At 44.3% G+C, this 13523-nt stretch carries 13 protein-coding genes; 7 read left to right on the forward strand and 6 right to left on the reverse strand.

From position 1 onward, the window contains the following. The first annotated feature begins 963 nt into the window (after positions 1 to 963). From FFT88_RS23835 to FFT88_RS23845, 3 genes are all read left to right on the forward strand, one after another. Positions 964 to 1875, forward strand: a complete 912-nt coding sequence (locus tag FFT88_RS23835; protein WP_135403636.1) for a hypothetical protein — start codon at positions 964 to 966, stop codon at positions 1873 to 1875. A 12-nt stretch (positions 1876 to 1887) separates the two neighbouring features. Further along, the gene (locus FFT88_RS23840) at positions 1888 to 2097 is read left to right on the forward strand and encodes a hypothetical protein (protein WP_135403635.1); all 210 of its coding nucleotides are present in this window, start codon (positions 1888 to 1890) and stop codon (positions 2095 to 2097) included. A gap of 641 nt (positions 2098 to 2738) precedes the next feature. Next, entirely contained in the window at positions 2739 to 3617 is an 879-nt protein-coding gene (locus FFT88_RS23845) for a hypothetical protein (RefSeq protein ID WP_135403634.1), read from the forward strand. A gap of 155 nt (positions 3618 to 3772) precedes the next feature. Here FFT88_RS23845 and FFT88_RS23850 read toward each other — a convergent pair whose 3' ends face one another. Beyond that, a complete protein-coding gene (locus tag FFT88_RS23850) occupies positions 3773 to 4285 on the reverse strand; it encodes a hypothetical protein (RefSeq protein WP_135403633.1) in 513 nt (170 codons plus the stop codon). A 340-nt stretch (positions 4286 to 4625) separates the two neighbouring features. Between FFT88_RS23850 and FFT88_RS23855 the strand changes: the two genes are divergently transcribed. Further along, positions 4626 to 5516 carry a hypothetical protein gene (locus FFT88_RS23855; RefSeq protein WP_135403632.1) on the forward strand — a complete coding sequence of 297 codons (891 nt, stop codon included), beginning with the start codon at positions 4626 to 4628 and terminating at the stop codon, positions 5514 to 5516. Positions 5517 to 5716: 200 nt separating this feature from the next. On the opposite strand, the gene FFT88_RS23860 is transcribed toward FFT88_RS23855, so the two are convergent. Beyond that, the gene (locus tag FFT88_RS23860; RefSeq protein ID WP_135403631.1) at positions 5717 to 8437 is read right to left on the reverse strand and encodes an autotransporter outer membrane beta-barrel domain-containing protein; all 2721 of its coding nucleotides are present in this window, start codon (positions 8435 to 8437) and stop codon (positions 5717 to 5719) included. 993 nt (positions 8438 to 9430) lie between these two features. On the opposite strand from FFT88_RS23860, the gene FFT88_RS23865 reads away from it, so the two are divergent. From FFT88_RS23865 to FFT88_RS23875, 3 genes are all read left to right on the forward strand, one after another. After that, positions 9431 to 9595, forward strand: coding sequence for a YhfL family protein (locus FFT88_RS23865; protein ID WP_042966679.1), 165 nt, complete (start codon positions 9431 to 9433; stop codon positions 9593 to 9595). A 342-nt stretch (positions 9596 to 9937) separates the two neighbouring features. Next, the gene (locus FFT88_RS23870) at positions 9938 to 10228 is read left to right on the forward strand and encodes a hypothetical protein (protein WP_135403630.1); all 291 of its coding nucleotides are present in this window, start codon (positions 9938 to 9940) and stop codon (positions 10226 to 10228) included. An 87-nt stretch (positions 10229 to 10315) separates the two neighbouring features. After that, entirely contained in the window at positions 10316 to 10702 is a 387-nt protein-coding gene (locus FFT88_RS23875; RefSeq protein ID WP_135403629.1) for a YgiW/YdeI family stress tolerance OB fold protein, read from the forward strand. Between the two features lie 196 nt (positions 10703 to 10898). Here the strand turns inward: FFT88_RS23875 and FFT88_RS23880 are convergent, their stop codons facing one another. From FFT88_RS23880 to asrC, 4 genes are all read right to left on the reverse strand, one after another. Further along, on the reverse strand, positions 10899 to 11243 hold the full coding sequence (locus tag FFT88_RS23880) for a helix-turn-helix domain-containing protein (RefSeq protein ID WP_240731094.1): 345 nt from the start codon (positions 11241 to 11243) through the stop codon (positions 10899 to 10901). Between the two features lie 616 nt (positions 11244 to 11859). Continuing rightward, positions 11860 to 12282 carry a universal stress protein gene (locus FFT88_RS23885; protein ID WP_135403627.1) on the reverse strand — a complete coding sequence of 141 codons (423 nt, stop codon included), beginning with the start codon at positions 12280 to 12282 and terminating at the stop codon, positions 11860 to 11862. Positions 12283 to 12311: 29 nt separating this feature from the next. Next, positions 12312 to 12611, reverse strand: a complete 300-nt coding sequence (locus FFT88_RS23890) for a DUF406 domain-containing protein (protein WP_135403626.1) — start codon at positions 12609 to 12611, stop codon at positions 12312 to 12314. A gap of 114 nt (positions 12612 to 12725) precedes the next feature. After that, positions 12726 to 13523: sulfite reductase subunit C (gene asrC / locus FFT88_RS23895; protein WP_135403625.1), on the reverse strand; the 798-nt coding region annotated here is incomplete at its 5' end.

The following is a 13523-nucleotide window of genomic DNA, read 5'->3' on the forward strand; positions in this document are numbered from 1 at the left end:
CCCTGGGCTAGGGGAATTTACCGCAACCGTGACGGGGTTCGGCAATGCGCAGAAATGGTGGGATGGCGGAACTCCAAATTGGCGCCGCACCACTCAGACGCTAAGCGTAACATATAAACCCCTTGTCACGCTAAGCGCAGAATTCTCACCACAAACGATCTCCATGACGGGGACTGTGAATACTTACATCGAAAATAGCACTGACCTAATAGTGACAACGTCTGGGGGGACTAATGTAGAGATATTGTGGCCTGAAGTAAACACTGTCGAATACGAGCAGGCTGGGGTGTGGGTGAAGGGACACACACAATCGGTATCTGTGACAGACGGCGCAAACAAGATAAACAAACGAATCCGTGTACGTAGCTCTGTGGCTGGTTCCACGACCATAAGCGTACCCGTGACGATGACGCTAAGTTAGGTCCCTCCGGCGGGGGGGGGCAACCGCTGCCGATGAGGGTAATTGAACCGTAATGGAGAGAATCAACACGAAAGGAACTATAGTTTGAGGAAGCGATTTGGGCGTGCGCCCTTTTTATTGAATGATAAATAAGATTGCTGCCGGGAATACAGTATTCTGCTACATGAAAATTCCAGTGTGATACTACGTGCATTATATCACTATATGCGTTTTATAATAATGCGAGAACGTCTGCTGACAATATGTGTATATACGAGTTTCCCAAATGTAAAAACCCGTGCACTGGATGGGGTCGTGGTCGGCTTTGTGTGACAAAACTTACGGACTTACGACTCTTTCTTTTTCATTGTACCGTGGTAATTTCGGTAGCAGTTGCCCTATTGAGTGAAGGTGTCTTGACAACGTACTATGTAAGATACTGACAAATGCCAATATACTTTAATATTAAAGTAACTAATGCCATATCAATTATATTTGGCGCCCGTTTCGTTGAACTTCGGTTAGAATGGCATTGTTATATATAATAATGGGGCAAGCATTTGATGAAAAAATTAATATTATTAATATGCTTATTTTCGATGCATATAGCAATAGCATCCGGAAATGGGGTTAGCTGGATACCTGATGGGCTTAACTATATGTTAAGTCCGCACTGGTCAGGCCTGCCGAGTTTCTGTACAACTTCCATGAAACCAAACGGGCATGTAACGTTCAGTTGCAGGGATGGGGGATATAATAAGTGGTACCGGCGGGTTGATCATCTGTACTTAACTCTTGATGGCCCTCTGTATTATGTACAGGATGGACAAACAAAAACCCTGGACACAATAAATGTTACGTACACGTTGCGTTCGGAGTGGACTGGATGGACAAAGAGTGGACAGAGTACTCTGAAGGCAGATGGTACTGAACAGGAGATGTTTGGTATCGATATGGGATCTATTATATACGCTGTTGCAGTTGAGTATACGCTGGAGCTCCCGCCAGCTTTTACCACAACAGGTGGAGCCGGATTAATAGGTGCATCGAAGAAACCTAAATTCAGGCATCGCTGGTCATGGTGGTATTCTGATAATCATAGGTACGCTCAGGATGCTACCATCGAACCATTCACAGCAGAAGAGCCAGCCCTTGCTGTGACTGCGTCGCCATCGGTTCTTTCTCTCAAAAAAAGTGAGTCTGCGTCCGTGGATGTAAAGGTAACGAGTAATGTAGACAAAATGTGGAGAGATGCGGCCGGGCGTAATGCCGATATTACCGTATCTGCTGTAGACCCGAGTCGTTGTCCACTGACTTTACAGGGTACCCCGATGGGTGTTTCAGGCAGTGTTGTTACATTACAGACAAATGACGCAGACGACGGCGTACAGGCAGTTGCAAATATTCAGGCGTATGGAAATGGAACTCCCGGAGAATATATGTGCAATTTGATTCTGACTGCATCGTTAAAATGACCTGAGGGTTTTATGGAATGGGTTGTCGGTGGTTTTATTGTGTTTGTTATTCTCGGTGCAATGTTAACACCGGTTAGTTGTGATATTTGTGGTACAAGCTTTAAGAAGAAGTATTACACCTGGGTTATTGAGGGTAAAAAACAACGTTTATGCCCTGACCGCAATAACAAAATGAGCCGAAGGGGCAGCAATCAACGCTTTACTGAGCGGTTCGGTCAGTAGCAGCCTGCAGGCATTCCGTTAAAGAGTGCGGGGTATATGCAGAGCAGCTACGATTGCCGGCCAGCATCAGTGACAGCCGAATCTGTCCCCGACATAACGACAGGCGGAGATGTGCTTTCGGGTATTGATTTACACATCAATAATACGGAATCCAGAATACCAGTCAAATACGTGGTTTCTAAAGAGCATTATCCGGTTGGAGAATCACAAATAAATGTCAACTTTACGTTGACATTATTGTGATATGTCCAGTGCCGTAACAGGTAGTGTGATTTATAAAAATAATATTATTGGTCGAGTTGTGTGTAATTTCTGTGCTGCAGAGGGGTTACAGTGATTCTGAAGAAAATCAGGATGCAAATGATATACATTAATATATAAATCCTCTGGCGGAATAATGTGATGATTCTGAGCGAATAATATAATTTTTCTGTAAAAGGGCTCATGATTATTAGTTTCATTTGCCACAGATTAAGTTGTATTTATGTTAATTTTTTAAATATGGTTTGCTGTTACGAATTGATGGATAAATACCACAGCGACCCTGCACTGGTGCGGTTACTTTGTCAGTATGATTACTGCTCTGCCGTTCATGATTCGGGGGAGGGTGTCTGAAGAGTGAAGAGGGTGTTTAATATCTTATGAAACGGTTATTAATCTTTCTGTGTTTGATTACCCGGGGTGTTTCGGCGAGTGAACCCACCCTTTATGAATATCAGGGCGGTAGTATAGTTGTGGAACAAAATGATGCCACTATTTATTCCACTGATTACTACGGAAGTGGGTCTATCAATTATAGTAATCTAAAAACTGAAAAAACCATGCAGCCGCCAACCGAATTTAAACTGGAAACTGACCTCCGCGGTGTTAAAAGCTACGACGCCATCGGTTCAATTAGTGACCGTGGCCGGATACATCTGAATCTGCATCCCGATAACGTCAATAGATACTATGACCTTGATGAATACACAAACAAACCTGATGGAACCATAGAGCAGGGGCGTCGATGGCAAGACCTGACGGTCATAAACGGAAAAAAAACAGCAGTTGGATTTGTATGCGGTTCGCCGGGAACATTGATGCAGGCTGAACGTGATGAGGAAGCTGTCACCACATGGATGCGTCTGACCGCAACTGGTAAGGACGTGAACGATGAAGTGAACACGTTTCGGGTCACATGTTCATATAAGTGGCAGCGAAAATCGCTGGCGGGAGTGGTTAAAATTACTCCGGAGGTAATTAACCTGTCCGGACGTGTTGGTGAAGCTGTTAAGGGTAACTTCGATGTGGAGCTTGCTGCCCCCCCATATCAGAACCTGCCAAGACCGTATATAACGTGGAACCGTGTGAGGGCGAGCCAATGCGAGCTGTATGTGTGGAACAAGTATCACACTCCCTGGGATGAAGGTGCTTGGAAGAATACGAGTTACAATAATTTAATAAAAATGTATTTTTCACTAAAATCTGACACGCCTCAGGTCTGCACCGAGATGTTGAACATTACTGTACAGATTCTGTAGCTACTGCTGACTGTACAGTTTGTTTTAGTGGTATTCGTGTTAGTGGGGATTGCGAATCCGGAGTTAAAGCGTCGGTGCGAAAAGAGAAAAGAAAAAGAAAGCGAATGATTTTCCGGCTACGGGGAATCATGACCGTGAGGTGCGGGTAACAATTGTTAATATTGATGGCCGGCGTATAAATTTCTGGCAAAGTTAAGGAAAATACCGGAAGAAAAGAGTAACCGTGCACCCGGTGCCATGTAAATCGGGTTCCCGGGGCGTAAAGGTTTTTGTTTTTGAATCGCAGAGGCAGAAAAACAGACCAGTGCGGTTAATGTTTTCCCGGGGCATTGCTCCGGATAAGTCAGGAAACGTCTGCAGAAAAAGGAGATTAACGGAATGTGGTTTGTGTTAAGCGGGATGCTTTGCTTTTTTATTGCACACCAGACAGACAAATACGCTAAAAAATCAGTGGCGGACGTGATTATTTTTACGGGATTATTCATGATAGCGCCTGCCGCGTTAGTCTGAAAGCCTGCTGTTATAAGTGATTTAATTCGCGAAGCAGAAGCTTCTGTGCTGGTTTGTTTTTCTGCAGGTAGTTGTATTCCGGCAATCGCGACAGGCACAATAAAATATATAAAATATATAAAATATATAAAATATATAAAATATATAAAAACAAACATTGTTTATCTTATTGATTATTGTTGTCTGTAACTTATAAAGTTGTATATTATCAATGAAAATTTTTAAGGGTATTATTTCTTTTAATTAATCTGGGTATTACAATGCTGTCAAGTCAAGTCAAGTCAAGTCAAGTCAAGTCAAGTCAAGTCAAGTCAAGTCCCTTAATTCCTTTCCGTATTTAATTCCCCCATCTTTACCCGCAATAAAAAATATTATTCCCATCATCTGTACCGCCCTGAATACCAACGTTCCTGATGTTTCTCCGTATATACCTGGTCTCTGTGACGGGCTCCCGTCCTGTTCATTCTGATTTATCATCACTATGATTTGGGGTTAAATATGACGAATAAATTCCTTAGTGTCGTTATGATGTTTCCTTTATATACATCTGCGGCTATCGACATCAGTAATGATGTAACTGTTTCTGACGGCAATTCATTACCCGTGGCACTGGATGTGTGCAACCCAATTACTGCACAGATCCCTGGGGGGTGGCTCGGATTCAAACTTTCCACGCGATCGCCGGACAAATGTGTAACAAGCAGTTCCGGGGTGTCCAGTATAAGTTGGAATGAAACCGGGGAACCTCCCAGAATCTCATTCACTAATGGTATGCAACTTGAAGTGAAGGAATCCCATCTGCCCCAATCCGCTGACTGTACCTGGTCCGGGGGGGCGGGGCCGAACGGTGCAGTGATAACTGCGTCGGGCTTTTATAAAAGTTCAGCCACAAAATATGAATCAAACAACCCCAGCACCCTTCCGTACGACAGTTGGAACATCCAGAAACAGGGGGGGATAACCCTGAGTTTGCCATCGCCCTACGCTTCTGTGGATCCGACGGGGACACTTACATTGACGTGTACTCAGGCAGTCGAAAACCGTAATAATGCTGTGGTTCACCACATAACTGAGACCATGACCTTTAAATTTCGGCCAAAGAACACCCCGTTGTTGCAACTGGATGAAACAGTACAAAACCTGACTGCTGACTCGACCGGAAAATTTCACAATACCTTTCGTGTAAAAACAGATTCATGGGCTGGTATGCTGTCATTCCAGTCGTCGTATGAGCTCAGACTTAGCAACAAATTAGGCACGGCCTGGACCATAAATATTCCTGGTACTGGCGCATCGCGCGAACTGATATATGATCTTAACTACGAAGGTACCACGAAAACGCCCGGGAACCTGGTGGTTACTATGAATATAATGCGCACATATACGTAAGCTGTACTTCAGCTGCGAGATGGCATCTGAATCGCATGCATCCGGAGTGACAGACTGGATGCCAGTCGCTCCGGTAATCCCGGGTTTCACGGGGAAGTGAGTCCGGTAACGGTTTAAAACGATAAAAAGCCCGGAAATGTACCGGGCAAACATATGAACAGCATTATAATCCACAAACTACAAAGGATGTTAAAAATGCTTCAGAAATAATAACTTACATTCATCTGCAGGCCTTTGTCAGTATTGCCATCTTCCTGCCAGTGCCAGGCGTTCAGGGATAAAGAACCGTTATTCCCTCGCCATTGTGCTCCGGCCTTAATCAGACTGTTAAAATCAGTATTTGCATCTGCTGTTTTATCAAATCGCACCGCTGGTGCTCCTGCCAGTTGCGCATATCCATTATTCACACGACTGATTACCGGGACTCCTCCTTCAGCAGTCAGATATAAATCTGTTTTATCAGCTGCTTTCCAGTTCACTGTAACTCCTGCCAGAGGCTCCAGAACTTCCTGTTTTTGTTTGCTCAGGCTGAGGTTCCATTCACCCGCGCCATGTTCTGTCACAGATGATACATGATTATATCTGGCCTTCACCCCCAGGTAAGGCGTGACATGCAGTTGTTCTTCTGCAATCCAGGGGCGGCTCATTTTGCTTGTTAATGTAAAATTCTGCTGCTTACGGGCGCTGTCAGCCTGTCGGTTTACGCCGTCATAAACAATTTTTCGGGATGTATCCAGCGCATGAAAAGCCGCATCCAGCTGGTTTTCCCAGCGCCACGCCCCGGCATCATATTGCCAGCCCACGGAGAAGAACTGACTGTAACCACCGGTAATACCGTCCGGGGAATCATTTGTGGAATTCCTCAGGTCTGCGATACCGTACGATACAGAATAGCTTGTTGGTCCGTCAGTGAATTTCTGACTGAGTGTGACCATATCAAACTTACTGCCACTCCCCAGTTCCCCCTGTGGGGTATACCGGCTGATGACATTAAATCCGGCACCTGACGGAGACCTGATTTCATCAGAAAGCGCCTGGCGGAAGCGATTATCCAGTCTTCTGACCTGAAGATTACTCATCCCTGAATTCCGGCCAGAAATCTGACGAATGGCTTCATCAAGCGCATGGCTGCTGTTCTGGTTCAGGCTGGCAAACAATGCATTTCCTTTATAGCCTTTCTCCAGGGCCTGCGCGTCTGCGGTAAGCGATGTATCGCTTATCACACTGTCATAGGTTTTTTTGGCCATAACCACATCGACATTGCCGTTGTCATCCTTTTCTGCACGGGCAGACCAGACAACGCTTGTTGAGGTGATTTTGTCTTCGTCCCGGAGCCCTGTTCCGACGATAACATCATCAAAATGCACAATTCGTTCATCTGTATGCCGGGTAAATGCTGTATCAATCCGGGCACCGGATACCGAACTGTTATTCGTATACAATACTCCTGCACCAGATTGCGACGATGTTCCGATGACGTATTGTCCGGTTATATCCACACCATCCGCATAAATTTTGCCATTATTGTAAACCTCGCCCCCGGCCAGCGTTGCAAAGGGTGTGCTTCCCTGGCCTTCCAGTCTTATCACGCCACTGGTGTCATTAATGATGCGACTGCCTGTTCCTGTTGCCCGCATGGCTGTGGAGCCTGTACCTGAAAGCTCGATGGTTCCCTGGTTAACAGCCATGGCACCTTTTCTGACATCAAGAGCAGTGCCACCATTCTGTACGCGAATATTCCCTGTATTAATCAGAACTGCATTTCTGCCGGAAGCTTTCATGCCTGTCCCGCCATTTTCGACCAGAAGGTCTCCCTGGTTTATGGCCTGAACACCTTTAATTGCGCCTTCACTTTCAATGCTGATACCTGTAGCGCCTGTACCGTTTATCATCATCCGGCCGGCCTGAAGAACCTGTCCGCCATTTTCTGCTTCAGCATTAATGCCGGTGCCATATTGTCCGACACTGAAATACTGGCTGGCCTGAACGATACTGAGATTATCGCCTTCAACATCAAACAGAACGGATTCGCGCTCTTCTCCCCAGGCATTACCTGACGACTGAACAGACAACCGGGCATCCCTGTCAACAGTCAGGCTGGCGTTATTTCCTTCAATATCAATACCCGTGCTGTCCGTACCTGTAACAGATACGGTTCCCAGAATATCAACCCGGGTATTCTGACCACTGATTTCCACACCATCTGCGCTGTTTGTGGTCAGGACTGAACCTGTTTTCTGTAGCGTGACATGACTGTTATGCCCCTCAATATCCACAACCGTCGCATCATCACCATCTGCAATCAGTTTGCCGGCAATATCGAAAGTGACATCCCCCCCTTTTGCCAGAATGGACGTTGCGTCACGTCTGGCGGTTGTCGTTGTACCATCCAGAATATCCACCTTTACGGATTTCCCGGTCACAACAACGGCTCGCTTGTTCCTGCCATCGAACACGGTATCTTTGTCAATCACAAGGCGCCCGTTATTAGTTGCATAGGTAAAAGAGCTGATACCGGTAACAGCATCCTGAGGTTGTTTACTGAAATAAACTTCTGTTCCGTTTACAACGGCATTCCCCGGGCCACCCTGACTACCGTTCCATTTATTAATCACCCACTGAGGAGTGCCCTGCGGCCAGACACCATACTCAAGGTAGTGCTCCACATAATCATCGTAGTCATCGAAGTCGTCATGGTCATCTCCACCACCACCGCCGCCTCCGCCGCCGACAGCAAGGGCGACAGCTGCAGCAGCACCAGCGCCGCCTCCAAGCCACCACCATAACGAGGAGTCATCATCTTCTGTGGCTGTAACGCTGGCAGATGAATCTTCTGCCTGATTAAGTGGTACCGCCCAGGCAGGTGCGCCTGAAACACCCAGAGCAGCGGAAATAAAAAATGATAAAAGTTTCTTATTCACGTTTTTTCTCCATAATGGCTGTTCTTTTATTTCAGAAGGTATTTCTTAAGGAATGCTTAAGGGGGATTATCCGGTTACCTGACAGAGAACAGGAGGGGGATAATTACCGGACGCCTCCCTGCTGTCGGGCACGCATAATCGATATATTCCGGGTTATATTTATGTAATGTATTCAGGCATCCATCACTCATGATGTTATTACGCTTAGCTGTGCATCTGATGTTCATAACGGCGCGGCAGTGAGAGCAGGTAAGTGCTGACTGGTCGGGTGGTAAAAAAATGGCGCGTAAACTGTAACTGGCCTGCTGTCACAGAATGGGAAACGGCAGATAAAGGAGGGTATACACCATTACCCACGCATATGCGCACACGCCTGAATACCTGAATAAATGCATTGTGTGTTATGAGTCACCAGAAGGAAACATTCTTTTCGGAACGCTTACAACGAAGCAATAATACGAATCCACAATATACACACAAGAAAATAAATTGTAATGTTGGGTAAATCCTGGTTTGTTTTTGTCTTTTGTGTGAATTATCTAAATGTCATTAAACGGGACAACCATTGCGCAAATGAAAGGATTAGTTATAAGTCAGGTCCTGACGGGCATCATATCAATGCGTTTTCTGATGTGTATCAGTAATGGCGTGTGCATCCTGCCTGTCAACAGGAGCATTACTACGTTGTATTCCGGGGGGGGAGGCGATATGGTAATAATTCCCGGGCCCCGGATACAGTTGTCTGCAGGGTAACCAAAAAGCTGGCAGAAAAAAACCAATCGCCAGCCGGTAAATTTCAGTTGCTGACTGTTGTGAAAATATACATCCATCTGCTTCAGTGGATATATCGGGCTGCAGGATAAGCATAATATCTAAAATATAGAAAATATCTAAAAAGTTATGTGTTTTTATTTATTGTGTTAATATTGACACAGGTTTGCTCGTTATGCAGAATATATTTCATAAACTTTTTACCACCAAAGAGGGAAAAGCATGAAGAATCTTTTAAAGATTGGCTCAGTTGCAGTGATACTGGCGCTGTTGTCAGGTTGTAGTGGCAGTGTTTATAACAAAGAAAAAAACTGCGAATATGATTATTTACTGCATCCTGCCATCTCTGTATCAAAAATCATTGGTGGATGTGGTCCTGTTGAGTAATCCTGTTAATATACGATGCGATTGCGGCAGTGAGTGGTTGGGTATGCAACATAAATTCGCGAAACTGTTGCAATCGTATCTGGATATGAAGCTGATTCAGGGAGTGGTTGAATAATTCTTTAAACAGAGTTATTCATTTAGTTGCCCATACAAGAATCATTATCAGACATTGAATATCTGTTATTCACTAGTGTAAGTGTAAGCTGGCAACCGTATGTAACCATCAGACGGGAAGTGGTAATTCAGATGCACATTTGAATTGACAGCCATCTCTGAGAAAAGATATCTGTACAGAATGAGAGACAGATATTGACAGAGATAGTGCCATGCGGGAATTTCTGCATGTTAAAAATTACTTCAATTTTAGTTGTCTTTTTTACCGAAAAGATAACTGGCAGATTCATTGTTGCGATTATAAGATTTTTTTTGATATTAATGTTCGCGCCTGAAAGTTTGTCAGTGTATCTGGCAGAGAGAACTAATATGCCCTATGCCATGCAAATATTCTGTTTTACCCTGACTGTTTCTGCCACCCTTATTCTTGACAAGGTGAGCTTTTATGTTATTCGGTTATTTCGCCTAGTTTGTGATTTTATAAAAAAACGAAGTTCAACAAAAGGTTTGGCTCGTTAAGAATGAATACAGAAAGTTGTCTGTATTTTTCTCTATCCAGAATAATTTTTTGATGTCGCTTTTTAGTAAAATTTAAGGAATTGAATAATGGAAAAGACATTGATTGCTGTTTTGTTTGCGGGATGTTCTTTTGCGGCTTTTGCGCAGAGCGGAGGATTAGTCTCTTCTGAAAGTGTGTCGGTACAGGGGGGATTTAGCGGGCCGGGCGCGGCTTCTCAGGCAACATCAGTCGCTCAGGCAAAAATGCGCAGAGATGATGTAAAGGTTGTTCTGGAAGGAAACATTGTCCGGCAGGTCGGTAATGAGTTGTATGAATTTCGTGACAATAGCGGCTCGATTTATGTCGATATTGATGCCAGTTACTGGCGGGGACAAAATATCTCTCCGAATGACAAAGTTCGCATTGAAGGGGATGTTGATAAAGACTGGAACAGTGTTGAAATTGATGTAAAAAGGATTACATTGTTAAAATAAATTCCACTGCACATTCAGTGGTCGCCGTAGCGGGCATCAACCGTACGGATAACACTTATTATAGTAGCAGGTGATACGTCCAATAATTAAAATATATCTTGTGTATTTTGACCACCACCTCACAGCAGGTGGTTTTTTTTATCCGTCAGTGTAATTAATATACTGTTCAGGTGTTTACTCCCTGCCATCAATCTGGTCAGAAAAGCTTTCTGTAGCGATATTGTTTTGGTGTCAGACCTGTATTCTTTTTGAAGTCACGGTTCATTGATTGCTGGGAATCAAAACCTGTGCTCAGAGCAATATCCTGGAAAGAACGCTGAGAAAGACGAAGGAGCAATGCCACCCGATTAAACCTCCTGCGGCGAATATATTCTCCCAAAGGGATCCCCGTATACATCAGAAACAAACGCTGCAGGTGTCTGTGACTATAACCAGACCACAGAGCCACTTCTCTGACAGAAAGGCGGGAGCCTCTCTCAATTTCAGCTTCAATACGCTCAATAATTTTTTCTATAGTAATCTCTGATATATGGTTTGCCATGTCTCTGTTCATTTTCTGATTGTCTGGGTTCACACCCGATATCGTAATCACCTTTGGCGAACAAAGTAAAAAATATCAGCCAGACTCTGACAGTTACGAGGTAAAAAAGGAACGAAGCTACAAAGTCCGTAAAAATTCAAACCAACTTGCATGTTCCATCCAGGAATGTTAATACTATAATTATAACTGCTCTCAATTTAAATAAAAATAACCTGAGTTTTAAATAAGAATTATCTGCCGGGTATATCTGTATTCAGTTGAAAGAGTTGAATATACTCTGATATACATACTTCCCATCCGGTTCGGATCCCGTTAGTGAATATGTGAATTTTATTTTATAGCAAACCTTCAGATCCTCTTTAATACCATAAATTCCTGGTTGTCAGAACCTCAGTGTCCTGAGAAAATTGATGATGCATGTGCGTTCATTAACGCATCCGGTACCCATTAAATCCGAACTGTACCTGTACAGCGAGGTAAATGATCAGCAAGATTGTGGCAACGTATACCCTGTTTACGTCTGGTTAAACAGATCCGGAGTGTTGACGTTTACGGCGACAAAAGGTCGCCGTGTTTCACTGGAAGATATGTCAGCGCTAAAAAATAATGTCAGAAATCATTCATCTGACAATGGAATGATAAGTAAATCAGCCGGGGATTTATTAATGAGTCCCCGATAAGCGGGCATCAGTCTGTTAATAAATGTATGGTGATGGCCACATATCAGAAGATCAAATCCTTCCTCCTGTACAAGACTGAGGAGTGTTTCAGGTATTGTTCCCTGTTCAATTCTCAGTCTTATATTTTTGAAATCTTTCAGGCGGTCAAACAATCTTCTGTCTGACGCATTTTTCAGACCGTCAAACATCTCTTCAGAAAAGTGTGAATACACACCGGGATACAAGTGGCTTAACCCATCATCAATATGAATTGCCGTCAGGCTGGCATTAAAATTTTTCGCCATTTCATATGCTTTCTTCAAAAGGATGTTATCTTCATCATTATTTGAAACAGCAACCAGTATGTTTTTATATGTCATTTTAATATCCATATCGTATTTCACAGGTTTTAATCAAGTTTTCTTAATGATAATTCAAAAATAATTAATTCAGCCTGGCAGGAAAAGGTGAATGTGGCTTCAAGCAACACTTTCTCTTCAGATTTTTTAATACCATAATTTATCACCACGCCTTCTTTTGTTGTCGAGGCAACAGATGCCAGCTCGCGCAGCGCTGACATATACGCTTCTGCTGCTTCCGTGTCGTTGAAAAAACGGGATACGATGTGTGTGCAGTTATCATTGTCGATGACGGTACCTATATCAACAGAACAACCTTTGGTACTGCATTTATCCACGATTTCTTTCATAAGCTAATTCCATCCTGCATGGTATTTTTAATAAATAAAGTGACTACAGGATCACAATCAATGCGTTCAGATATCATCAATATGACTTTTGATAACATCGATAATGATGTCATGTCACTTTGTGCTGACAGGTTTAAGGTGGAGTCGTGCGACGGATTCATCTTCTGCCCAGTAAATACGTTCGGCGACCATGGCTTCAGGGTTTAGCTGTACGTCGCGTAGTACACGCTCTTTGAAGCGCAAATAGCCCCCCTTATCAATAAGGTGCCCCATATGGAGGTAAACCGGTTTACCTCCCAGCATTTCTTTTTCAAATTCGAACAGGTTGGTGATGACCTGTCTGATGACATCCTCAGTAACCTGGTTCAGGAAAATTTTCCCTGCCCGTGGCGTTTTTTTACCGGTTCTCCCGCCCAGACGGACCTGCCAGAACTCCTGTGGCTGACGCTGCCAGGCGAGGGTGGGACACGCCAGAACACATTCTCCGCATCCGATACAGAGCGATTCTTCCTTTGTGGCTTTGCCGTTCTTTAATGACAGGCACCCCACGGCGTGGTGCGCACAGGCTTTCACACAGGCGCCACATCCGATGCAACGTTCTGCCGTAAAACGCATTCTGGCCACACCAATAATGCCAAAGTCTGACATGGAGGCTTTGGCACAGTCATTCGGACACCCGGCAATGACGGTTTTCAGGTGATAGGCGCTGGGATAAATCAGCTTTTCCAGCCGCCGGGATAAACCTGTGGTGTCGGTATTGGCTTTCTGGCAAATCCGGTTACCCTGGCAGGCGACAATGTTGCGTCCGCCAATTGCCAGGTATCCGGCTTTCGGATCATCAACCTGAACATCACACAGCTCCATTTCAATTTCGCGAATGAAAGGCTCCAGTGCGGCATTCACTTTGTCGAT

This window comes from Escherichia sp. E4930 (assembly GCF_005845405.1).
Lineage (GTDB): Bacteria > Pseudomonadota > Gammaproteobacteria > Enterobacterales > Enterobacteriaceae > Escherichia.

Bases quoted from the DNA above. Each gene is read 5' to 3' on its own strand.
- FFT88_RS23865 (WP_042966679.1), top strand. From the start codon at position 9,431: ATGAAGAATCTTTTAAAGATTGGCTCAGTTGCAGTGATACTGGCGCTG.
- FFT88_RS23850 (WP_135403633.1), bottom strand. From the start codon at position 4,285: ATGTTTGTTTTTATATATTTTATATATTTTATATATTTTATATATTTT.
- FFT88_RS23890 (WP_135403626.1), bottom strand. From the start codon at position 12,611: ATGAAAGAAATCGTGGATAAATGCAGTACCAAAGGTTGTTCTGTTGAT.
- FFT88_RS23880 (WP_240731094.1), bottom strand. From the start codon at position 11,243: ATGGCAAACCATATATCAGAGATTACTATAGAAAAAATTATTGAGCGT.
- FFT88_RS23855 (WP_135403632.1), top strand. From the start codon at position 4,626: ATGACGAATAAATTCCTTAGTGTCGTTATGATGTTTCCTTTATATACA.
- FFT88_RS23885 (WP_135403627.1), bottom strand. From the start codon at position 12,282: ATGACATATAAAAACATACTGGTTGCTGTTTCAAATAATGATGAAGAT.
- FFT88_RS23835 (WP_135403636.1), top strand. From the start codon at position 964: ATGAAAAAATTAATATTATTAATATGCTTATTTTCGATGCATATAGCA.
- FFT88_RS23870 (WP_135403630.1), top strand. From the start codon at position 9,938: ATGTTAAAAATTACTTCAATTTTAGTTGTCTTTTTTACCGAAAAGATA.
- FFT88_RS23840 (WP_135403635.1), top strand. From the start codon at position 1,888: ATGGAATGGGTTGTCGGTGGTTTTATTGTGTTTGTTATTCTCGGTGCA.
- FFT88_RS23845 (WP_135403634.1), top strand. From the start codon at position 2,739: ATGAAACGGTTATTAATCTTTCTGTGTTTGATTACCCGGGGTGTTTCG.
- FFT88_RS23875 (WP_135403629.1), top strand. From the start codon at position 10,316: ATGGAAAAGACATTGATTGCTGTTTTGTTTGCGGGATGTTCTTTTGCG.